Source organism: Alkaliphilus crotonatoxidans (assembly GCF_054658015.1).
This window is the reverse complement of the sequence record NZ_BAAHXS010000004.1, coordinates 949,776-971,013: the sequence shown is the minus strand read 5'-3', so window position 1 is coordinate 971,013 and position 21,238 is coordinate 949,776. Positions and strand designations below refer to the sequence as shown.

Annotated in this window: 20 protein-coding genes and 1 other annotated feature; of the genes, 3 read left to right on the top strand and 17 right to left on the bottom strand. The window is 41.3% G+C overall.

Annotated elements, in window-relative coordinates; all coding sequences use genetic code 11:
• Positions 1 to 209: 209 nt before the first annotated feature.
• From rsmA to modA, 7 genes are all read right to left on the bottom strand, one after another.
• Positions 210 to 1,076 (bottom strand): 16S rRNA (adenine(1518)-N(6)/adenine(1519)-N(6))-dimethyltransferase RsmA, encoded by an 867-nt coding sequence (gene rsmA / locus ACYQ1I_RS07230; RefSeq protein WP_459763810.1) that lies wholly within the window; start codon positions 1,074 to 1,076, stop codon positions 210 to 212.
• 9 nt (positions 1,077 to 1,085) lie between these two features.
• A complete protein-coding gene (gene rnmV / locus ACYQ1I_RS07225) occupies positions 1,086 to 1,622 on the bottom strand; it encodes a ribonuclease M5 (protein WP_459763808.1) in 537 nt (178 codons plus the stop codon).
• Positions 1,623 to 1,884: 262 nt separating this feature from the next.
• On the bottom strand, positions 1,885 to 2,919 hold the full coding sequence (locus tag ACYQ1I_RS07220; protein ID WP_459763806.1) for a resuscitation-promoting factor: 1,035 nt from the start codon (positions 2,917 to 2,919) through the stop codon (positions 1,885 to 1,887).
• Between the two features lie 404 nt (positions 2,920 to 3,323).
• On the bottom strand, positions 3,324 to 4,451 hold the full coding sequence (locus ACYQ1I_RS07215) for an HD-GYP domain-containing protein (protein ID WP_459763804.1): 1,128 nt from the start codon (positions 4,449 to 4,451) through the stop codon (positions 3,324 to 3,326).
• Positions 4,452 to 4,572: 121 nt separating this feature from the next.
• On the bottom strand, positions 4,573 to 5,637 hold the full coding sequence (locus ACYQ1I_RS07210; protein ID WP_459763802.1) for a sulfate/molybdate ABC transporter ATP-binding protein: 1,065 nt from the start codon (positions 5,635 to 5,637) through the stop codon (positions 4,573 to 4,575).
• A gap of 40 nt (positions 5,638 to 5,677) precedes the next feature.
• Positions 5,678 to 6,364 carry a molybdate ABC transporter permease subunit gene (gene modB / locus ACYQ1I_RS07205; RefSeq protein WP_459763800.1) on the bottom strand — a complete coding sequence of 229 codons (687 nt, stop codon included), beginning with the start codon at positions 6,362 to 6,364 and terminating at the stop codon, positions 5,678 to 5,680.
• A 34-nt stretch (positions 6,365 to 6,398) separates the two neighbouring features.
• On the bottom strand, positions 6,399 to 7,214 hold the full coding sequence (gene modA / locus ACYQ1I_RS07200) for a molybdate ABC transporter substrate-binding protein (RefSeq protein ID WP_459763798.1): 816 nt from the start codon (positions 7,212 to 7,214) through the stop codon (positions 6,399 to 6,401).
• A 249-nt stretch (positions 7,215 to 7,463) separates the two neighbouring features.
• Between modA and ACYQ1I_RS07195 the strand changes: the two genes are divergently transcribed.
• Positions 7,464 to 8,387 (top strand): substrate-binding domain-containing protein, encoded by a 924-nt coding sequence (locus ACYQ1I_RS07195; RefSeq protein ID WP_459763796.1) that lies wholly within the window; start codon positions 7,464 to 7,466, stop codon positions 8,385 to 8,387.
• Positions 8,388 to 8,446: 59 nt separating this feature from the next.
• Here ACYQ1I_RS07195 and ACYQ1I_RS07190 read toward each other — a convergent pair whose 3' ends face one another.
• The 4 genes from ACYQ1I_RS07190 to ACYQ1I_RS07175 all read right to left on the bottom strand — a co-directional run bounded on the left by ACYQ1I_RS07190 (position 8,447) and on the right by ACYQ1I_RS07175 (position 12,775).
• Positions 8,447 to 9,214, bottom strand: a complete 768-nt coding sequence (locus ACYQ1I_RS07190; RefSeq protein ID WP_459763794.1) for a TatD family hydrolase — start codon at positions 9,212 to 9,214, stop codon at positions 8,447 to 8,449.
• Positions 9,215 to 9,226: 12 nt separating this feature from the next.
• The gene (gene metG, locus ACYQ1I_RS07185; RefSeq protein WP_459763792.1) at positions 9,227 to 11,164 is read right to left on the bottom strand and encodes a methionine--tRNA ligase; all 1,938 of its coding nucleotides are present in this window, start codon (positions 11,162 to 11,164) and stop codon (positions 9,227 to 9,229) included.
• 51 nt (positions 11,165 to 11,215) lie between these two features.
• Positions 11,216 to 11,468, bottom strand: a binding site (T-box leader).
• A gap of 201 nt (positions 11,469 to 11,669) precedes the next feature.
• Positions 11,670 to 12,200: a spore maturation protein gene (locus ACYQ1I_RS07180; RefSeq protein ID WP_459763790.1), complete on the bottom strand. Its 531-nt coding sequence runs from the start codon at positions 12,198 to 12,200 to the stop codon at positions 11,670 to 11,672.
• Positions 12,197 to 12,775, bottom strand: coding sequence for a nucleoside recognition domain-containing protein (locus ACYQ1I_RS07175; RefSeq protein ID WP_459763788.1), 579 nt, complete (start codon positions 12,773 to 12,775; stop codon positions 12,197 to 12,199). Before ACYQ1I_RS07175 ends, ACYQ1I_RS07180 begins: the two co-directional genes overlap by 4 nt.
• A gap of 179 nt (positions 12,776 to 12,954) precedes the next feature.
• Here ACYQ1I_RS07175 and ACYQ1I_RS07170 point away from each other — a divergent pair, with 179 nt between their 5' ends.
• Entirely contained in the window at positions 12,955 to 14,397 is a 1,443-nt protein-coding gene (locus ACYQ1I_RS07170) for a nicotinate phosphoribosyltransferase (protein ID WP_459763786.1), read from the top strand.
• A gap of 83 nt (positions 14,398 to 14,480) precedes the next feature.
• On the opposite strand, the gene ACYQ1I_RS07165 is transcribed toward ACYQ1I_RS07170, so the two are convergent.
• Positions 14,481 to 15,902, bottom strand: a complete 1,422-nt coding sequence (locus ACYQ1I_RS07165; RefSeq protein ID WP_459763784.1) for a tRNA nucleotidyltransferase/poly(A) polymerase-related protein — start codon at positions 15,900 to 15,902, stop codon at positions 14,481 to 14,483.
• A gap of 328 nt (positions 15,903 to 16,230) precedes the next feature.
• Between ACYQ1I_RS07165 and ACYQ1I_RS07160 the strand changes: the two genes are divergently transcribed.
• The gene (locus tag ACYQ1I_RS07160) at positions 16,231 to 16,467 is read left to right on the top strand and encodes an AbrB/MazE/SpoVT family DNA-binding domain-containing protein (protein WP_459763782.1); all 237 of its coding nucleotides are present in this window, start codon (positions 16,231 to 16,233) and stop codon (positions 16,465 to 16,467) included.
• A gap of 60 nt (positions 16,468 to 16,527) precedes the next feature.
• On the opposite strand, the gene rsmI is transcribed toward ACYQ1I_RS07160, so the two are convergent.
• The 5 genes from rsmI to sigI form a co-directional block, all read right to left on the bottom strand.
• Positions 16,528 to 17,379 carry a 16S rRNA (cytidine(1402)-2'-O)-methyltransferase gene (rsmI, locus tag ACYQ1I_RS07155; protein WP_459763780.1) on the bottom strand — a complete coding sequence of 284 codons (852 nt, stop codon included), beginning with the start codon at positions 17,377 to 17,379 and terminating at the stop codon, positions 16,528 to 16,530.
• Positions 17,372 to 18,139, bottom strand: a complete 768-nt coding sequence (locus tag ACYQ1I_RS07150; protein ID WP_459763778.1) for a tRNA1(Val) (adenine(37)-N6)-methyltransferase — start codon at positions 18,137 to 18,139, stop codon at positions 17,372 to 17,374. Before ACYQ1I_RS07150 ends, rsmI begins: the two co-directional genes overlap by 8 nt.
• 152 nt (positions 18,140 to 18,291) lie before the next feature.
• Positions 18,292 to 19,110 carry a hypothetical protein gene (locus tag ACYQ1I_RS07145; RefSeq protein WP_459763776.1) on the bottom strand — a complete coding sequence of 273 codons (819 nt, stop codon included), beginning with the start codon at positions 19,108 to 19,110 and terminating at the stop codon, positions 18,292 to 18,294.
• A 26-nt stretch (positions 19,111 to 19,136) separates the two neighbouring features.
• A complete protein-coding gene (locus tag ACYQ1I_RS07140; protein WP_459763774.1) occupies positions 19,137 to 20,327 on the bottom strand; it encodes an anti-sigma-I factor RsgI family protein in 1,191 nt (396 codons plus the stop codon).
• Positions 20,317 to 21,057, bottom strand: coding sequence for an RNA polymerase sigma-I factor (gene sigI, locus ACYQ1I_RS07135; protein ID WP_459763772.1), 741 nt, complete (start codon positions 21,055 to 21,057; stop codon positions 20,317 to 20,319). The genes ACYQ1I_RS07140 and sigI overlap by 11 nt, the downstream gene beginning before the upstream one ends.
• Between the last annotated feature and the right edge of the window lie 181 nt (positions 21,058 to 21,238).

The following is a 21,238-nucleotide window of genomic DNA, read 5'->3' as shown; positions in this document are numbered from 1 at the left end:
TCAAAGCAAGCCACCCAGTCAATTAGGGAAAAAACAAGCAAGTTAGAACAATCAAAGTGCATTTTCATAATGCTTGCAGGATAGCCTTAACTTATAAATTAAAAAATAAGGATATAAGCAAATAATATTATTTACCTATATCCTTATCCTATCGCTGCTAACCCCTATATAAATACGATTTACAGGTACAGCTTAATATAACAGTGTGGCTATAATCGTGTTTTACTTAATTGATTGGCCAAAGCAGCAAACTCTTCCAGAGAAAGGGTTTCGCCCCTTCTTTTTTCATCTATGCCTGTGGCAGCCAATACCTGCCTGACCAATTCCTTATTCAAATTAAGGTGCCCTGTGCTTAAGGCATTTAACAGGGTTTTTCGTCGTTTCCCAAAGGCATCCTTTACCAGTGCAAAATAGAGCCCTTCGTCTTGCACCTCTACCCGTGGTCTTTCCAGGAGGGTTAGCTTGATAACGCTGGAATCAACGCTGGGCTGGGGAATAAATACCGACGGCGGAACCACCGCCACCCTTTCTGTATCGCAATAATATTGAACTGCAATGGAAAGAGTGCCATATTCCTTTGTACTGGGCTTTGCCGCCATTCTTTCGGCCACCTCTTTTTGAATCATAATGGTGATGGAATCAACCGGTATCTTTTCCTCCAAAAACCGCATGATAATGGGAGTGGTAATGTAATAGGGCAGGTTCCCCACTACCTTTACTTTTTTCCCTGAAGCATGCTGCTTTAATAGGTTATTGATATCAACCTTTAAAATATCTTCATGGATTACCTTCACATTGGAATATTCCCTTAAATTTTCCTCTAAGATGGGAATCAGCTTTTGATCAACCTCCACCGCCACGACCTTGAAAGCTGCTTCAGCCAGGCCCTGGGTCAGGCTGCCAATACCGGGCCCCACTTCAATAACAGTATCTTCAGATGTGATTCCTGCCCCACCAACGATTTTTTCGATGATATTATAATCAATCAAAAAGTTTTGTCCTAATCCCTTAGAAAAATAAAATCCATGCTTTGCCACAATTTCCTTGGTTCTTTTGGGGGATGCAATTCTCTCCATAGGGCACCTCTACTCCTCTATTTTTTTCAGCGCTTCAGCAAATTCCTGTCGGGTTACACCGTAATGATTCAAACGGTTTAAAAACTGCTTTCCATTTCCGTAGCCAATTCCCAGCTCACGACCTAAGGCGCTTCTTTTATCTGCAGAATAATTTGTGCCAATTAATCCATACTCTATTAAATCAGCCTGGGTGAATTCCATTCTCTTAGTAACGACTTCGCTTCGAACCTTCTCCAGCGCCGCCATAATACTTTGGGGAGAAGCATTTTCAATCCCTATATCACCGTTTTTGGTTGCTTCTTCCCTTGGCAGAAAGGCATGCTTGCAGCCCGGCACCTGACTGGCAATGGTCTTTCTAATTTTTTCTCCTGCAAAATCGGGGTCAGTAAAAATAATAACGCCTCTTTTTTTAGCAGCGGTCTTAATTCTTTCAATAACCGAGGGGGGTAATGCAAAGCCTCCGGTTATGATCATTTCTGCCTCTACGGCACGTTTAACTGCCGAAACATCATCCTTGCCCTCTACTACAATAATTTCCTTAATCATATTTTCTCCCTTGGTTTATATCTTTCTATTATTTTGATTTTTATTTATATTGACAGAAACAATTTTTAAAGCCTTACGTCAAAACTAATATGACGAAGATCCAATTATTATCATATTACACCCCTGGTCTTTTTGTAAAGGGAAAACCCCTGTATTCCCGAAGTAGGGATAACCAGCCCTTACGTCTTTTTAACGTCGGGCTGATCTTCCTGCTCCTTAAATTCAGGGGTTGCTAATGGGCTGACGGGTTTAATGCTATGATTTATTCCAAAACATATACCCGTAATTTTTTTCTTCCAAATCGCAATGCTTCGCTGCGACTTTCGTAATAAATATCGATTTTATTGCCCTTTATGGCGCCTCCTGTATCCTCTGCTACAGCATAGCCATAGCTAACCTTGCCATCAAGGGATTCAATGTACAGCTTGCTGCCAAGGGGGATGACCTTTGGGTCTACAGCCACCACTCCGGGTCTAACCTGGGTTCCAGTACTGGTTATTCCATAGTATGGGTCTCCTGGATTTTTCCCTGTACTGGCATACCCGGCATCATAGGCTGTTGCCTCTACGGTCAAAACCCTTTTATACCGGCTCACCTCTCCCCGGGAGGTAATTAAATAATTTAAAGTTCCTTTTTCGATTATTTCATTCACTGCTTCCTGATGAATTACCTCGTCAACCACCTCACGGGCTACTTCTACCCCATCTTCAAAGGTGATTTTTGAGATAACCTCCTTTTCGCCATTCTTCCCTTCCTGAACCACCTTGGTGATGCCATGCTCCAGCTGCTCATTATATTTAACCAAGGTTTGATAGGGAATTTCCTGTTCTTCCTCAACAACTTCTTCCTCTACCCTTGTCACTCGAACAACGTCACCCCTTTGAAGGGGAGCCTCAAGGGCCGGCTCTACTCTGTCATGGTCATTTAAAACGATATCCATACTTTTAAGAAGGGCTTCAACGGTAGATTCGGCTGTTTTAACGTTTTTTTCCTCTCCCTCTACCACCAGCTGAATTTCAAAGGCTCGATGGATCACAATACGGGTTCCGTCTTCTACCCGTTCATGCAGCTGAGGGATTACCTTATCCGCTTCGTTAACCTCTATACCCTGTTGCTTTAATATGTTTCCTACTGTATTGGAAAAGGTTTTAATTTCAACTTCCTGTCCATCATGGGCGATTACGATGGTTTTGTTAACACTCATAATACTAAAGCCCACTAGCAGACAGACCAACGTAAGCGCCACAATTAAGATTTTTTTATCTAAAAATCTTAAATTGCTTAGTTTACTATACATTATTTTTCCTCCTATTCTCGTTACAAACAAAATTAATCCATTTTGTCGATTCCCATGGGAAATAATTGACCCAAAATTAAATTTAACTTCCCAGGTGTCATAAGAAAGGAACTTCATTTTTAATATTTTATCTGATAAAATTATTTTGTCAACTTTTTTGGATATTTATGGTATTTCTATCTTTTGGAAGACCCTTTTTTATCATTGCCATATATTACATATTATATTCTTCATCAAACAAATTACCTTTTAGTTTTTTTCAAGCCTGAACCAGACACGTTCATTCAAGGCTACTGATTTAAATAAGTTAAAATATGAATAATCTCAATATTGAGTTATATTAACTTTATGTAATGTCTACATTGGCAATAAAAATGGGCCCTGTTTTTTCAAGGCCCAACCTATTAAATAAAGTCAACAATTTCAATACTGTTGTTTTCTAATGTATTTAAATCTAAAATCCTTCCATCTTCCAGCTTTACCATTGGCCGATACACACATTGCCTGAAAATAAAAATTATTTCGCCGATTCGACCATCATTCAGCCTTACCCTTTGTCCAATAAAGCAATTCCCTATACGATTTAAAAATATATACAATATCTTTGGGTCCAGCTTTCCTTTATACTCTGTCTCAAGCACCTTAATGGCTTCAAAGGGAGAGAGCTTGCTTCGATAGGGTCTGTCTGATGTCAGCGCATTATAAACATCAGCTACAGCAACAATTCGAGCCAATAAAGGAATTTTATTTTCCTTCAAACCCATGGGATAACCACTGCCGTCAACCCGTTCATGATGAAACAGAACTATTTTTTTAACATCCTCATCAATAAATTCATATGACTTAATTAGCTCGTGGCTATAGATAACATGCTTCTGACATTCCAGTCTTTCATCATGGGTAAGGGTTTCCTTTTTATTTAACAGCTCCTGGGGGAGCTTCATTTTACCTATGTCAATCAGCATAGCCCCCAGGGTCAATTGCTGAAGCTGATCCTGGCTTAGCTCCAACCACTTTCCCAGGGCATAGCTAATAATGGTAACGTTTTGACTATGGGCATAGGTAATATCATCTAATCCCTTCAGCTTTTCAATCAGTTGGAATACATTCATATTGGTATTAAAAACCTTGAGGGTTTTTTGAATACTATCTTTAATGGCAGATTGATTAATGGCCTCGCCCTTTACGATTTTATCAAAATCTCCTTGAAGCTTTTTTTGTACCGTCTGGAGCTCTGCTCTGGCTTCGGTCACCATATTTTGGTGCTGTATTTTCTCAGCCTTCCCTTTTGTTTCTATGGCAGTATTTTTACTCTTTGAGGAAAAATGATGTACTTCTTTATCTTTAATTTTGACCTGTAAAATATGATGCTGCTCTAAAAGATGCTGTACCCGATCTAAATCCTCAATTACTGTTCCTGCCGGAATTAAAACATTGCCATAGGCATTAATAATATCTTCTTTAAAGGCCATTCCAGGTTGTAGTGACGATGTATATACTTCTTTGTAATTTGACTGTGCAGTCCCTGCCATTCCCATTCCCTCCCATAATTAAAAACCTATCTGCCGACAGATTAACATACCTTCAATATTATTGTCGGAATATTTTTGTTTTTTGTTAATGGGATTTTACATATTATTATAGCTTTTTTTATTAAGATTCCATGGGAATGAGCTTATCTACAGGAATTTGAATACTCCAGGGAGGAGTTAGGTTCTTCATTAATTTCCACTGTTCCCTTTCCAGCTCCCAATCAATGGTCGAAGCCTGATCTTCATTGCACCCTTCCGAAAGGATTACTCCCTTAACAACAACAGAGTAAGGAGCTTCAATAACCTTTTTGGGCATCAATTGAAATACATTTTTCCCAGGGCCTTCGGCAAGGATAATCTGATTACTGCGTATGCCGATATGGTCCTTTGAATATAGCCCCTTTTCCATTTCCAAATTGCAGCCCCAATCCAATGCCTTAACCAGTTGATTGCCTGCTTCAATGGCCCGGGAAATATTAGTGAAGCCCACCAGCCTTGCCGCCGCCAGGGTAGGGGGCCTCTGGAAAATTTCATCTCGCCTGCCCGATGCCGCAATACTGCCCTGATCCATGATAATCAACTCTTTACAGATCCGATAGGCCTCGTCCATATTATGTGACACATAAAGGGCAACCCCATGAAATTTTTCCAGCACAGTCAGCAATTGATCCTCCATTTGTCTCCTGAGATGATTGTCCAGTGCAGAAAAGGGCTCATCCAACAGCAGCACCTGGGGCTCAATGGCCAGGGCCCTGGCCAGAGCCACCCGCTGCTGCTGACCGCCCGACAATTCCCGGGGATAGCGTTTATCTAACCCTTCCAGCTGCATCATGGCCAGCATTTCAGCCACCCTTTTCCTTCTTTCAAGGGGTTCCAATCCATCTAGGGGGAAGCTGATATTCTCTAACACATTCATATGGGGAAACAGTGCGTAATTCTGAAACAGCATACCGATTCTTCTTTTTCTGGCCGGGAGACATACACCGGCTTCGGAATCATATAAGACATGATCGTTCAATGTAATTTTTCCCCTGGTGGGCCTTTCAAGGCCTGCAATACATCTAAGGGTCATGCTCTTTCCTGAACCGGAGGCCCCTAATATGCCCTTGGTCTCATTTAACACTCGAAATGAGGTTTTTAAACGAAAGTCCCCTAAATCCTTTTCAATATCTACCGCTAGTTCCATGGTCTGTCCCCCTTCACTAAAATCTTCCTACAATTATTTTTTATTTTACAGGATAGCCCCCCTTGACAATATACCGCCGCTGGTGTTCTGTCCAATAATTCATTAGAATTATTACAATAAAGGAAATTAGTACAATTACCAGAACCCATAGCAGAGCTTTGTCCATTTCACCACCCTGGGCAGCAAAAAAAATCGCCACGGGGATGGTCTGGGTTCTGCCGGGAATGTTTCCTGCTATCATCAGAGTAGCCCCAAATTCACCCAGGGCCCGGGCAAAGGACAGCACTGTGGCGGCCGCAACACCGGGCCATGCCAGGGGCATGATAATTTTCCAGAAAATACGCCATTCCGAAACACCCAATGTTCTGGCGGCATTTACGAGATTATCATCAACCTGTTCAAAGGCCGCCCTGGTGGTTTTGTACATCAGCGGAAAAGCAACCACCGAGGCGGAAATAACGGTGGCTGTCCAGGTAAAAATAATGGTGGTGCCCATTTTAGCCAGAAGCCTGCCGACCGGGCCGTATCTTCCAAAAATAAGCAGTAAAAAGAAGCCCACCACCGTAGGGGGTAAAACCAGGGGAAGGTTAAACAGGCCATCGACCAGACCCTTTAGGGGCCCATGATAGTTACTCATCTGCCTGGCAGCTATGATCCCTGTAAAAAATGTAATAATTGTGGCACACAATGCTGTCCTTAGGGATATCCACAAGGGTGTCATATCCATTTTTCATTCCCCCTATTTTTTAACAATGTTTAATCTAATTTACCATGGAAAATCCGTACTTTTCAAATATAGCGCCAGCCTCGTCACCCTTTAGAAACGCAAGAAAAGCTATGGCCTCCTCTTGCCTTTTACTGTCCTTTATCACTGCCGCAGGATAAATAACAGGCTGATGGGAATTGGCAGGGGCCTCTGCCACCACCACAATCTTATCTGAAATTTGGGCATCGGTGGCATAGACCACCCCTACATCGGCATTGCCGGTTTCTACCCAGGCAAGGACCTCTCGTACATTTTTTGCATAGACCACCTTAGGGGCAACGACATCCTTAATGCCTAAATAGTTGATAATTTCTTCGGTATATTGGCCCACAGGGACACTGGAGGGTTCACCAAAGGCAATGGCTTTGACATCCTCACCTGCTAAATCTTGAAAATCCGAGACAGTATCTTGATCTTTAGGAGCAATTAATACTACCTTGTTTTCCAGCAGCTCTGTAATCGTGTCATCCAGCAGCAGGCCCTTTTCCTGCAAGGTATTCATCTGTTTCAAAGCCGCCGAAAGAAAGACATCTACCGGTGCCCCCTGCTCAATTTGCTGCTGTAGGGTGCCTGAGCTGTCAAAGGTGAAGGTCAGGGTGATTTCTGGGGCCACCTTTTTATAAATTTCCTGAAGCTCTCCCATTACATCCTTTAGGCTGGCGGCCGCTGAAATCGTCAGTTCCACCGGTTCACCAGACTGATCAGAATTTTTCCCATGGCCCTCTGTATTCGTTGCAGGGTTTTGGCACCCTACAGCCAAGACCAGCACAACAGCCAGCATGACCATTAAAAATAAAGTTTGTTTTTTCATATAATTGCCTCCTTTGTATAAAATAATTACAAAACATATCAAAACATATCAAAACATAACAAAATTATTTCAAAAACAAATAATTATGTACTGTTATGTATTGTTTTGTTATTATATGTCACCATTATAAGGGATGAAATCATATCTGACAATCCTTTTTATTTTTTCGGGGCTCTCTTTCTTGTCCAATGAAGTAAAAGTTGTTATAGTAAAAGAACAGAGTTAATCATTGAAAGGAAGGTGATATCAATGAAGGATAACACCCCTTTGACCCCCCAGGAGGTGGCGGAGGCCTTAAGAATCACTAAGAACACTGTTTATGAGCTGATAAAACGTGGGGAATTGGCAGGCTATAAGGTGGGAAAAAAGATTCGAGTAGATTATCATGCGGTGGAGGCCTACAAAAATAAGACAAAGGTTCAGCCAGAGGAATTGGCTCCGGCGGCTACCCCTGCCCCAAGGGATATTGAAAATAATTCATTGGTGATTTGTGGTCAAGACCTGCTTCTTGATATTTTGTCCCGTTACTTGGAACAGCATCCCAATGGAGTCAGAACACTTCGTTCCTTTGTCGGAAGCTATAACGGTTTATTTAACCTCTACCAGGGGTCTGTTCAGGCCACTGCTGCCCATCTTTGGGATGGGGATACAGACCAGTACAATACCCCCTATGTTAGAAGGCTTCTGCCGGGCATACCGGCCCTTTTAATTCGACTCTGTAGCCGAATACAGGGCTTTTATGTACCAAAGGGAAATCCCAAGGGAATTAAGGGTTGGGAGGACTTAAAAAGAAGGGATTTAACCATGGTCAATCGTGAAAAGGGAAGCGGTACCCGAATTTTATTAGACGAGCATTTACGCCTGCTTGGCCTTTCGCCAGGTGAAGGCTATCATCGGGAATATTTGTCTCACTTGGCGGTGGCCAGTGCCGTTTCAAGGGGCGAAGCCGATTGGGGCCTGGGAAATGAAAAAACTGCCTCTCAAATCGACGATATTGAATTTATTCCCCTGCAGCTGGAACACTATGACTTGGTCATCAAAAAGGAATGTAAGGAAATGGCCCCCTATCAGGCAATCCTTGAAATCGTATCTTCAGCCCATTTTAAAAATGAACTCCTGGGAATAGGAGGCTATGACCTATCGGAAACAGGGAAAATTGTTTCAGAAACCTAATTAAATACCGCTCAACAAAATAAGGCCTGTCCCATAAATGGGGACAGGCCTCTCTTTATTTACTTGATACCAAATAGCTTCTTGGCATTGAGGGTGGTCTGCTTAGCCACCTCCTCCAGGGAAATTCCCTTGGCCGCTGCGATGGTTTCAGCCACCTGCCTGACATAGGCAGGCTCGTTTCGCTTTCCTCTAAAGGGAACAGGTGCCAGGTAAGGGCTATCGGTCTCAACCAAAAGCCACTCTAAAGGAATTTCCTTTGCCACCTGATGGGTCTTCTTTGCATTTTTAAAAGTAACAGGCCCTGCTAGGGAAATATAAATTCCCTTTTTGATATATTCCCTTGCCAGCTCTACGCTTCCTGAGTAGCAATGCATTACACAGCCTAGAGCCCCTGCATTATATTTTGATAAAAGGTCAAATACCTCCTGGTGGGCATCTCTGTCGTGGATAATAATGGGCAGCTTAACCGCTTGGGCCAATTGTATTTGCCTTTCAAACCACCTACGCTGCACATCCCTTGGAGAATGATCATAATAATAATCCAGGCCAATTTCGCCAATGGCCACCACCTTTTCTTTTTGACAAAGTGATCGCAGCACCTCGAGGGTATCTTCATCCATTTCCTTTACATCATGGGGGTGTACCCCTACGGCACTATAGACCATTTCATATTTTTCTGCCAAATTAACAGCCTTGACCGAAGTAGCTAGATCAGCACCCGGATTTAAAATATAGGATACCCCGGCTTCCTTCGCCCTGGCAATCAGCTCTTCTCGGTCTTGATCGAAGCGTGAATCATCTATATGGGCATGACTATCAAACAACATTATTCTTCCCCCTTAGCTGATCAGGGTGCCACTGGCAATTTCGCCATCGAGGCTTCCCAACACAAGCTTTTTATTGTCAGAGGCGGCTAATATCATTCCCTGGGATTCAATCCCCCTTAGCTTGACAGGCTTCAAATTAGCCACCAAAATAACCGATTTTCCTACCAAATCAGCCGGCTGATAGTCCTTGGCAATACCTGAAACCACCTGCCTGGTTTCATTCCCCACCTGTAGCTTCAGCACCAGGAGCTTATCGGCCTTGGGGTGCTTTTCGGCCTCCAGAACCTTGGCAACCCTCAGCTCTACCTTGTCAAAATCCTCAATAGTGATCATTTCCTTTGGCTCGACCTTTACCTCTTCCTCAACCCTTTGTTCTTCCCCTTCCATTTCATCCTTAATCTCTTGAAGCTTTTTATCAATATCGATTCGACCAAATAGAATTTCTGGATTTCCTACCTTATCATTTACCTTGATGCCATTGAATTCAGAGAGGGAATCCCAGCCAGTTACAGTGGTATTGAGCTGCTTAAAAATAGCTTCTGCCGTATCGGGTAAAAAGGAGTGCAGCATAACAGCAGAAAATCTGATGGATTCCAGCAAATTGTACAGTACTGTAGCCAGTCGGCCCCTTTGGTTAGGGTCTTTTCCTAATATCCAGGGGGTTGTTTCATCAATGTATTTGTTACTTCTTCTTAATAGGGTAAATACTTCACCAATTGCGTCGGACACCCTTAATTGGCTCATCTTGTCTTCTACCTTTTTGGGGGTTTCAAGGGCCAGCCTAATTAATTCGTCATCTAATGAATCCTTTACCTTTGGCCCCTCTATTACCCCATCGAAGTACTTATTGACCATTGTAACGGTTCGATTGACAAGGTTACCTAAGACATTTGCCAGATCGGAATTGATTCTTTCCATCACCAGCTCCCACGTAATGGTGCCGTCCTGTGCAAAGGGCATTTCGTGCAGGGAGTAGTATCTAACTCCGTCAACGCCAAAATGTCTTGCTAAATCATCTGCATAGATGAGATTCCCCTTTGACTTACTCATCTTTCCTTCTCCAGTTATCATCCAAGGATGGCCAAATACCTGTTTAGGAAGGGGCTCACCAAGGGCCATCAGCATGATGGGCCAATAGATTGTATGGAATCTTAATATATCCTTGCCGATTAAATGCAGATCAGCAGGCCAATATCGATTGTATCTTTCTCCATGGTTGCCGTCGACATCATAGCCTAAACCAGTAATATAATTGGACAGGGCGTCAATCCAAACATAGACCACATGCTTTTCATCAAAGGAAACAGGAATCCCCCATTTAAAGGAGGTTCTGGATACACAAAGATCCTGAAGTCCCGGCTTTAAGAAATTATTAATCATCTCATTTTTTCTTGACTCAGGCTGGATAAAATCAGGATTTTCTTCAATATATTTTACCAATCGATCTTGATATTTGCTAAGTCGTAAAAAGTAAGCCTCTTCTTTGGTAGTGGTAACAGGTCTGCCGCAATCGGGACAATTGTTGTTGACCAATTGAGATTCTGTCCAGAAGGATTCACAGGGAGTACAGTATAGACCTTCATATTCTCCCTTGTAGATATCCCCCTGATCATATAATTTTTTGAAAATTTTCTGTACCTGTTCCTCATGATCTTTATCCGTAGTCCTCATGAACTTGTCGTAGCTAGTATTCATGCTGTCCCATATCTTCTTGATTTCACCTGCTACGCCATCCACAAATTCCTTAGGTGTTTTTGCTGCTTCTTTTGCTTTTTGTTCAATTTTTTGACCATGCTCATCGGTGCCAGTCATGAAAAATACGTCATATCCCTGCTGTCTTTTAAACCTTGCTATGGCATCTGCCAGGATAATTTCATAGGTATTGCCTATATGAGGCTTTCCAGAAGTATAAGCAATTGCGGTCGTGATGTAATATTTCCCTTTGCTCATTTTTTTCCTCCTTAAAATTTTTCTTTTTAAAAACAAAAAAACCCCGTCCCCAAAAGGGACGAGGGAATCCTCGTGTTACCACCCTGATTTTTTATTGCCTCGCAGCAATAAACTCACTAGGTAAAAATTGAATGTTTCACCTTGCCCGGTTAACGGGGGCAAATCCGTTGTCACCTAAGGAAAATTCCCTCAATGACAAAGTTCTGGGGCCATCTTCAATAAACTAATAACGGTGCCGGCTTTCACCTTACCCGGCTCTCTTTAACCGCCTTCATTTATCTACTCTTCCCATCATTACTGCTGATATTATAAAAGGTTAATTTACCAAGAGGCTTTAGCCCTTGGTATGTAAAATTATTGATTATTATTACACTATAATATATTAAAATATACATACTTTGTCAATAGTCCATAATAATTTTCCTATGTATTAGGGCAAAGTCTTACTTTACAAGATTTAAAGAACAACTTCATTGAAATCTCGCTTTTCAACGGGTGACTCAGCCTAGCCAAAAAATATTTGTACCAGTACTACCGAGGCAATCACTGCGGCAAAATGAGATATAAGGGCTGCCATAACGGTATGCCTTGATTTTGAAATTCCTATGGCACCAAAATAAACGGCCATGGTAAAAAATATGGTTTCGGCAGAGCCCATCATGGTGGCAGCCACCCGGCCAATAAAAGAATCTGCCCCGTAGCTTTCTATTAAATCCTTTAAAATACCAAGGGAACCACTGCCTGAAAAGGGTCTCATTAAGGCAAGGGGCAGTACCTCGCCGGGAATTCCCAGGGGTTTTACAAGGGGTGTCATGATGGCCACCAAAAGCTCCATAGCCCCAGATTTTCTCAACAACCCGATGGCTAAAAAGATAGCAATCAAATTGGGCATGATCCGTACAACGGTTTTAAAGCCCTCTGCTGCCCCCTCTACAAAGGCATCATATAGCTTTACACCCTTAATTAGACCATGAATCAAAATACATGACATCATGAAGGGAATCGCCAAAATGGAAATAATCTGAAACAGCTTCATGGGCCTTCTCTCCCCTCTAATATTTTACAGGCTAAAACCCCCACCAGGGTCGATACCATGGAGGCCAGCAGGGAGGTAATTATAATTTCTGAAGGTTGGCTTGAGCCCCCATCGGCCCGGAGCTTTAAGACCGTCAGGGGAATCAGCTGTATTGAAGACATATTAATGACCAGAAACATGCACATGGCATTGGTAGCCCGTTGTTTTTGTGTATTAAGACCTTGCAGCTCTTCCATGGCCTTTAGCCCCAGGGCCGTTGCAGAGTTCCCTGCCCCAAACATATTGGCTACTAAATTCATCATGATGGCGCTTATTGCAGGATGATTCGCCGGAATACCGGGGAAAAGAAGGGATGTGACGGGCCTCATCAGTCGGGCAAAGCTGTTGATTAACCCCGATTTTTTGGCAATGTTCATTAGGCCAAGCCATACCGACATAATTCCCGTTAATCCAATGGCAAAGACGACAGCCTCTTGAACGTCCAGCAGCAGTACCTCATTGACAATTTCTGTTTTCCCAGTTATAATAGCCGTCAATATTCCGAAGAATATCATGATAAACCAAATTATATTCATTCTCAGCCCACCTATTTCTTTATCATTCCATTATATGAGCCATTACCGGAGCTTATGAATGGAGATTGATTTCAATAAGGGAAGAATGATGTCTAAATAATTGATATTTTTGTAGTTTTATTATTTCTTTGTTATAATAGGTACTAAAGGTATGCCCAAAAGAAAGGAAAAATGAGCCCATGAGAAATCTTACGCTTCTGACTGATCTTTACCAGCTGACAATGATGAATGGATACTATCAAAACAAGATCAAAGATGATGTGGTGGTTTTCGATATGTTTTTCAGGAAGAATCCCTTTGACAACAGCTTTACCATTGTTGCAGGGATTGAACAGATAATTGATTACATAGAAAACCTTCACTTTTCAGAGGAGGATCTTCAATACCTGCGCAGTACCGGATTATTTGAAGATGAATTTCTTTCTATTTTACGAAACTTCAAATTCACCGGCGATATTTACTCTGTTCATGAGGGATCAATCATGTTTCCCAATGAACCCATTTTAAGGGTAAAGGCCCCTTGCTTTGAAGCCCAGCTAATTGAAACTGCCATATTAAATATCATCAATTTTCAATCTCTAATTGCCACCAAGGCTGCCAGGGTTTGTACTGCGGCAAAGGGTGACCCAGTTTTTGAATTTGGCTTAAGAAGGGCCCAAGGCCCAGATGCAGGCATCTACGGAGCCAGGGCCGCTTATATCGGCGGGTGCTCAGGAACCTCTAACGTACTGGCGGGCAAGTTGTTTAATATTCCTGTTTCCGGCACCATGGCCCATAGCTGGATTCAAAAATTCGACAGTGAGCTTGAGGCCTTCAGGGCCTATGCCCAGGTTTATCCCGAAAACTGCCTGCTCCTGGTAGATACCTATGATACTTTAAAAAGCGGATTGCCCAATGCCATTACAGTTTTTAATGAGTTAAGGGAGAAGGGCTATGAACCAAGCGGTATTCGGATTGACTCCGGCGACATTGCCTATTTGTCAAAGGAAGCAAGAAAACGTTTAAATGAGGCAGGCTACCCCAATGTTAGGATTATCGCCTCCAGCGACCTCGACGAAGATACAATCAACAGCCTGAAGCTACAGGAGGCAGCGGTCACTGGCTGGGGTGTTGGTACCAATTTAATTACCTCTAAGAATTGTCCTGCTCTAGGGGGGGTATATAAGCTGGTAGCTGTAGAAGTGGAGAATAAGCTGGTTCCTAAAATTAAAATTTCGGAAAATCCAGAGAAAATTACAAATCCCGGTTATAAAAAGGTAGTTAGAATTTACGATTCGTCAAAGCAATTTGCCCTGGCTGACCTGATTATGCTGAATGAAGAGTCTATAAACATTGAAGAGCCTTTGACCATTTTTCATCCCATCTACACCTGGAAGAAAAAAACCTTTAAAAGCTATACGATACGAGAAATGCTTCAACCTCTGTATTTAGGCGGAAAGCTGGTCTATCAACGTAAGTCTGTTGAAGAAATCAAGGCCTATACCCAGGACGAGTTAAATTCCCTATGGCCTGAATATAGAAGATTAAATCGGCCGCAGCTCTATAAGGTGGATCTTTCCCAAAAGCTATGGGAACTAAAAAATCAAATGGTAAGTTCCATCAGAGTAGATAAGGATCACTAATTTCACCTAAGGGGATCATTTAAATTAAGGCAGCAGTAATTATAAAAAGGCCGGGGAATTGTAAAACCCTCGGCCTGTTATTATCAGAAATAGTTTTTTTTAATGTAATCTAGGGCTCCCCGTTTTGTGGGAGGAATTTGGCCTAAATAAAGGGCCTTTTTTATTTCTTCAATTATGGTACCAATCATTATACTTTGGGGCAGCTTAAGACTTTCCATAATCTCTTTTCCATTAATGATGTTATTTACCCTCTCAACGGGCTTATATCTGGTTAGATAATTATTAATAATATACTCCACATGGATTTTAAACATGCCCATTTCCTCTTTTGGGTCCAGAAGGGTTCTGGTGGCAATAATATCTGCAAGGGCAATTAATAAAATATCCAGTGTTTCTTCCCCCATCTTGCGAAAAACATCATACAATACCCTTCCGCTGACATCATTTGCTTTATATAAATCCAGGGGAATCATATGATAGGCAACATAGCGATAGAGGATTTCCGTCTCCTTAGCACTTAATTTTAGCCTTTCTGCATAGCCCTTTAAAATTTCCGCTCCAGTTATTTCATGGCCCCGGAAGCGGGTTCTTCCCGTTTGGTCTACCTGCCTGGCAGAGGGCTTACCTACATCATGAAATAGTGCCCCCAGTTTGATTAGTGCCAACCGGCTGCGGTCGCCTGCTAGAATCTGACTGGTATGCTCCTCGTAGGCCCTTTTAATATGGGCTTCAAAATAACCCTGTGAATGAATGAAGCCTTCCAGGATTTTGACAGTATAGATTGAGTGGGACCAGCAGTCAACCACATGATATTTACACTGTCCAACATCCTTCATGACCTGCAATTCAGGAAACAGCTTATCTAATAGATGCAGTGGCTCATCAAGGAAATGTAAAAAATAGTGGCTGTCCCTTCCTTCCAATATGGTGAACAATTCCCTGGTAATTCTCTCCCCCGGACTTCTCTTCAATTCTTCAGCATATTGTTGAATCGCCGTCAGGGTAGTTTCCTCCAGACTAAAGCCCAGCACTGACATAAATCTAACAGCCCTGAGCATTCTGACGGGATCATCATAAAAGGTTTTATCATGCAGTGACTTGATCTGTTTCAATTGAATATGGGTCTTTCCTTCAAAGGGGTCAATGATATGCTCTTCCTTTATTGGCCACCCGTGGGACAAATCATAAGCCATGGCATTGATAGTAAAATCCCTTTGATAAAGGTCATGCACCACCTCACCATTTTTTATGATTGAAATATCAATGGTATGGTTTTCCTTGTCGACAACACGGTATACCTGATTTACTTCATCTAAAACAAAGAAAGCAGCATTTAATCTGTCTGCCACCAGTTGAGCAAAGTCAGCGGCATTTTCAAGCACCGCTAAATCTAAATCCTTAAAAGGGCGTTGGAGTAATTGATCACGAATTGTACCACCCACCACAAAAACCTGCTTGTTAATCATCCGCTGTATTTCACAGATGCAGGCTATCACATCAACCATTTCATCAGCTCCTTCATCGACGGCCAATTCTATGTGCTATTTATTAAAATTTTTTAAAAAAATTCATATAAATTATCTCTCAATATACTATACCCAATTCATTGCCTTCTAACAAGGCTTGATCCCTCAAAAATGCCAATTTAATATCTAGGATATAAAAATTTATTTATTAATATTTTATTCAAATTAGGACGTTGACTTTTTATGGAAAGTCTGTTATTATTTAATATATGAAATGTCGAAATTTGTTATATGATGCCTCATTATATAGCAAATTGTTCATTCTTAAGGAAATTATTAAAATTTAAAAATCAAGGAGGAAAAAAATTTGAAATCAACAGGTATAGTAAGAAAAGTAGATGAACTAGGTAGAGTAGTATTGCCAATCGAATTGCGCCGAACATTAAACATTGCTGAAAAGGACGCACTTGAAATTTATGTTGATGGTGAAAGTATTATTTTGAAAAAATACGAGCCAGCTTGTATCTTCTGTGGTAACGCAAAGGATGTAACAGTTTATAAAAATAAGAACATCTGTAGTGAGTGCTTAGAAGAGTTAAAATAAGTTTTTTATAAAGAGCCCCAAAGAAAAATTTCTTGGCGGCTCTTTATATTTTTTGTATTTTTAATCCTCCAACTCAATGGCCTGCTGATATACCTCTCTTTTTGATATCTTTCTGGCCTTGGCCACTTGCTTAATGGCCTCCTTTTTATCGACTCCCTGCTTCATCATTTGAAGCAAATGCTCCTGTATCGATTGACCTTCAAAGGATTCTCTGTTGATTTGATCCAGGGCTTCTGAAGACATGCCTTCAATCAACAGTACAATCTCTCCCTTCGGCGGTGTCGTTTGAAACACCTCGATTAAATCTGATAAAGCTCCCCTTAAAATGGTTTCATATCTTTTGGTCAATTCTCGAGCGACAACCGCATTGCGATCTCCTAGCACATCGATACAATCCTTAAGGGTTTGCAGCAATCGGTGGGGGGCCTCATAAAAAACCAAAGTTCGATCGTCGTACATGATTTTTTCCAGCCGCTCCCTGCGTCTTTTCTTTTCTCGATTCAAAAAGCCTTCGAAGCTAAAGCGGCTATTGTCAAGGCCTGAAGCCACCAGGGCCAATATGCCCGCCGTGGCCCCCGGCAATACCTCAAAGGGAATTTCATGCTGAATACAGGCCTTGATCAGTTCCTGGCCGGGATCAGAGATACCGGGCATCCCCGCATCAGAAACCAGTGCTATTTCCTTTCCCCCAAGCAAATCTTCAATTAATTGAGCTTCCTTCTTCATTTTATTGTGCTCATGATAGCTAACCAGGTTTTTTTGAATTTCATAGTAATTTAGTAGCTTTAGGGTATGCCGGGTGTCTTCTGCAGCGATATAATCTACTTCCTTAAGTATTCTAAGCACCCTTAGGGTAATATCCTCTAAATTACCGATGGGTGTAGGACAAATGTATAGCCTTCCCTTATTCAATGGTTTCCCCTCCCTTCATAAGTGAGGTTTTTTGATAAATTTTGTAGATTTCATCGGTATACTTGCCCGCCTCCCGATATACAGTCAGGGGCTCCAGGATAATGAGTTCGGGCTTGGCCGCCTTTCTACATTCCATCAGCAGCAGGTTGGGCCGTTGATTTTCTCTGGGGTGAACAAATCGAAGACGTTTCGGCTCTAGCTTATATTGACGGCAACAGGCCATGATATCAACCAGCCGCTGGGGTCGATGAACCATAAAAAACCTGCCATGGTGCTTCAGCATTTTAGAGGCTATCTGTATGACATCTTCAAGGGTACAGCAGATCTCATGGCGGGAAATGGCCTTATGGTCGCTGGGATTTAACAGCCCCTCAGGGTGCATATAGGGAGGATTCGCCGTAACAACATCAAAGGTATTGACGGGCAGGTATTGGCTGGTTTCTTTTAAATCAATATTCATCACTTCAATTCGATTTTCCAGTCTATTCAGCCTGACGCTTCGATCAGCCATTTCTGCAACTTCTTTTTGTATTTCTATGGCTTTTATCGTTGTGTCAATACTTTTCCCTGCCATCAGAATAGGTATAATACCCGTACCCGTTCCCAGGTCTATGATTTGATCATATCTTTTTAATTCGACAAAATTAGCTAATAGTACCGCATCTATGCCAAAGCAAAACCCCTTGGGCCTTTGTATCACCTTTAAATCTTTTATTTGCAGTTCGTCAACCCGTTCTCCAGGCTTAATTAGCTTCTCCATTGCTTGCTCCTTATCTAATTTTTCTCAATCCCAATTTATTATATCATCTTTTTAATTTTTCTTGGTAATCCTTAGCTTAGATTTTATTTTAACCCAAGAAAAAAGAAAAAACCCTTCTATGGTTAGAAGGGCAGAAAATGCTATTGGTCTGCTTACTTAGAAACGGCTTTTAATGTAATAACCTGTGATTTGTTGACCTGAAGGGTTACCTTCATTTCAAGGGTTAAATCATCTAGGGTTTTTAGTTTATTATCAATATATACCAGGCTCTCATCATTTAATTGATATAGTTTTGCACCATTTTTATTTTCAACTACCAGTTTCTTTTCAGTATAATTTATATAGGCTAAGGTACCGGTGACAGTACTATATTCAGTGGTTTTTGCTTCGATTGCAACCACCTGCTTATCCATTATCCATAGGGTAGCCTTCATATCGACTGTTAAATCCTTAAGCCCTTTGGTCACACCATCAATTCTTACAACAACCTCGTCGTTAATTTCATAGGTAGTGTTTTTACCAGCTTCCTTTAATGTAATTTTATTTTTGTTTAAATTCAGGTTATGGATATGGCCCGTTGCCTTAATCTCCTTAGTTCTTTCGGAACTGTCAGCCTTAATCTCGGTGACTGTATTGTCTTTATTCAGCTTGATTTTAATGTAATCATCTACCTTAAGGTCATCTAATTGGGCCTTTTTATCATCGAGCTTTATTGTGGCCTTTTCATCAACCAACAGCATTAAAACAGCTGTACCATCTTCGATGGTAATTCTGTTGTTCTCTAAATCAATTCCCTTTAAAAGGGTTTCGTAGGTTTTATTTATGGTCGTTTCTTTTAAAAACTTCTTTTGGATTCCCGGCGGCAGGCCACCCTTTTTACTTAACCCCGGTGGTGTAAAGGCTTGAACCGACGAGATGGTCAAACCAAGGGTCAGCATCAGAGCAAAAAATCTAATAATTGCTTTTTTCATGTTGAATTCCTCCTTTAATTTTTCTTTCAGTATATGTTTACGGAGGATATTTTTATTTTGGGCATTTGAGAAAAATAAAAAATATTGCATTGCTTCAATATTCTCTTTGTTTGTTTGTTTTGTTTTTTATAAGAATTTTTATTGAACCTTTTTTTATTTTCGCTCTTAAATTTCTCTTTTTCATACCTTTTCTCTTTCTTTAGCCTAAACTTTTCATGATTTTTTTGCCGCTTTAGTTTTTGCTTGTCATGCTTTTTTTCTTGCCTTAAATCTACTTTTTCTTGTTTTATAACCCTTTGCTGCTTTTCACTTTGGTTGGTGGTTTGCTGCTGAACCTTGGTATCTCCTTGCGTTACTCCCTTTCCTTGGCCTGGATGCACTTCAAAAACCGGATGCTCCTTTTCTACTTCAATGCTTAGGTCAGGGTCACTAACTTCCTCTTCTACGGGGTGGTCTTCAAAAACAGGGTGCCGCTTTTCTTCAAATTGGGTAATCAGCTCCTTAACCCTTTTTTCCTTTATTTCATCAATATCGATTGAATCATCAATTTGCCGGGCAATTTCAAGCTTGCCCACCGAAATATCTTCCTCCCGGGCTCTTTGAAGGGTTTCTGGATTAGAAGTAATAGAAAGTACAATCCTTTCCTCCTGGTTGGATGTTGCTTCAATTGTCTGGGATAAGGCGGCCACCATTTGTTCAAGCTCTGCTTCAAGGTCTGCCTCACTGGTTAATGAAACGGTACTTAACAGAATATAGCTTTTTTCCTGGGCTTTAATGTATCCCCCTGCCTCTGCCCATTCTATAATTTTTAAAACTGCTTCTTTCGCATCAGCTCCAGTCAAGTCATCCAGTGGAAAGGCCCTGGCTTCAGCATTAAGACCCCTAGCTGTAACCACCTGCTGTTGTCGGTTTAATTCAAGGGTCACACTTGGGTTAATATCGACGGTTAAAATGGCAGTAGGGGGTGCAATTTCCTGGCGCAGCCCCGATAAATAAAAATTGCTGAAAAATAATAAAATAATTGCAGCTGCCACCGCAGCAGCCACTCTCAAATACCCGGTACCCCTTCTTCTAAGCATAATTTCATGGGGAAAAAAATCGATTTCCATTCCCTCAATTACGCCCTGACGTTTTGTTACTTCATGAAGGCTTAAATCCTGAGCCATGATAATCATCGAATTTTCCCTTATTTCCATTATGGTTCCCTTAGATTTCACTGACTTCCCTCCTTTCTACTTCGTTTATGTAACCCTTAAGGGTATCTAAATCACTCTCTAATATGAGAATGACTGCAATAATAAATTTTCGACTTCTTTGCACCACCTTTTTCGAAATACCCAGTTCCCTCATTAAATCTGTCATGGGTAAATTTTGAGTTCTAATAAATTTTTTTCTTAAGGGCTCAACTTCGTACACATATTTGGCCACCTCTATGGCCCTTAACCGGGTATCAATATGCTTGGGTGCTTCCAGTAACAAATCATCAAGGGTTACGTTATAGGCCTTCATCTTTTCAATCAGAAAGGCCATGTCCAGCTTTGTCTCAAAACGATTTTCAAAGCTTTCTTCCACAAGCATCTCTTCTATGCTATTTTTCTCTTCAACGCCAAAAAGCTGACTCATGTAGACCACCTTATTATTTCTGGCTTCCCGCCTAAGCTGATCAATGACTCTGCTTTTCATAACCACTGCTGCAAAATTTAAAAAGCTACCTTTTTTTTCATTATACTTATCAATGGCTTCATTGAAGGCCATCAGTCCAATGCTATACAGGTCGCTGTTCTTAGTATCTATATATTTGCCAAGCTGTTGGCTGATATGCTTTTGTATAAAGGGTATATATTCCTTAATTAATTGATTTCTTTCATGTTGATTGCCTTCCTGAATTAATTTTACTCTTTCCTCCAGGGTTTTGGCGGTCTTGAAAAGCCTCAGAAAATTCGTCACTTTTACACCTCCTTTTAAAGGGTACGCTCTGACTGATTATTTTGGGGGACCAAATATTTTTTTCTATACAAAAAAGCCCTACTTCCAGTCGCTGCAAAAAGCCAGATCTTTACGTAGTACATACGCTGCCCTCGCTTGCTTTTCTCGCTCCTGGAATATTGGGGCCTTTCATTATTCACAA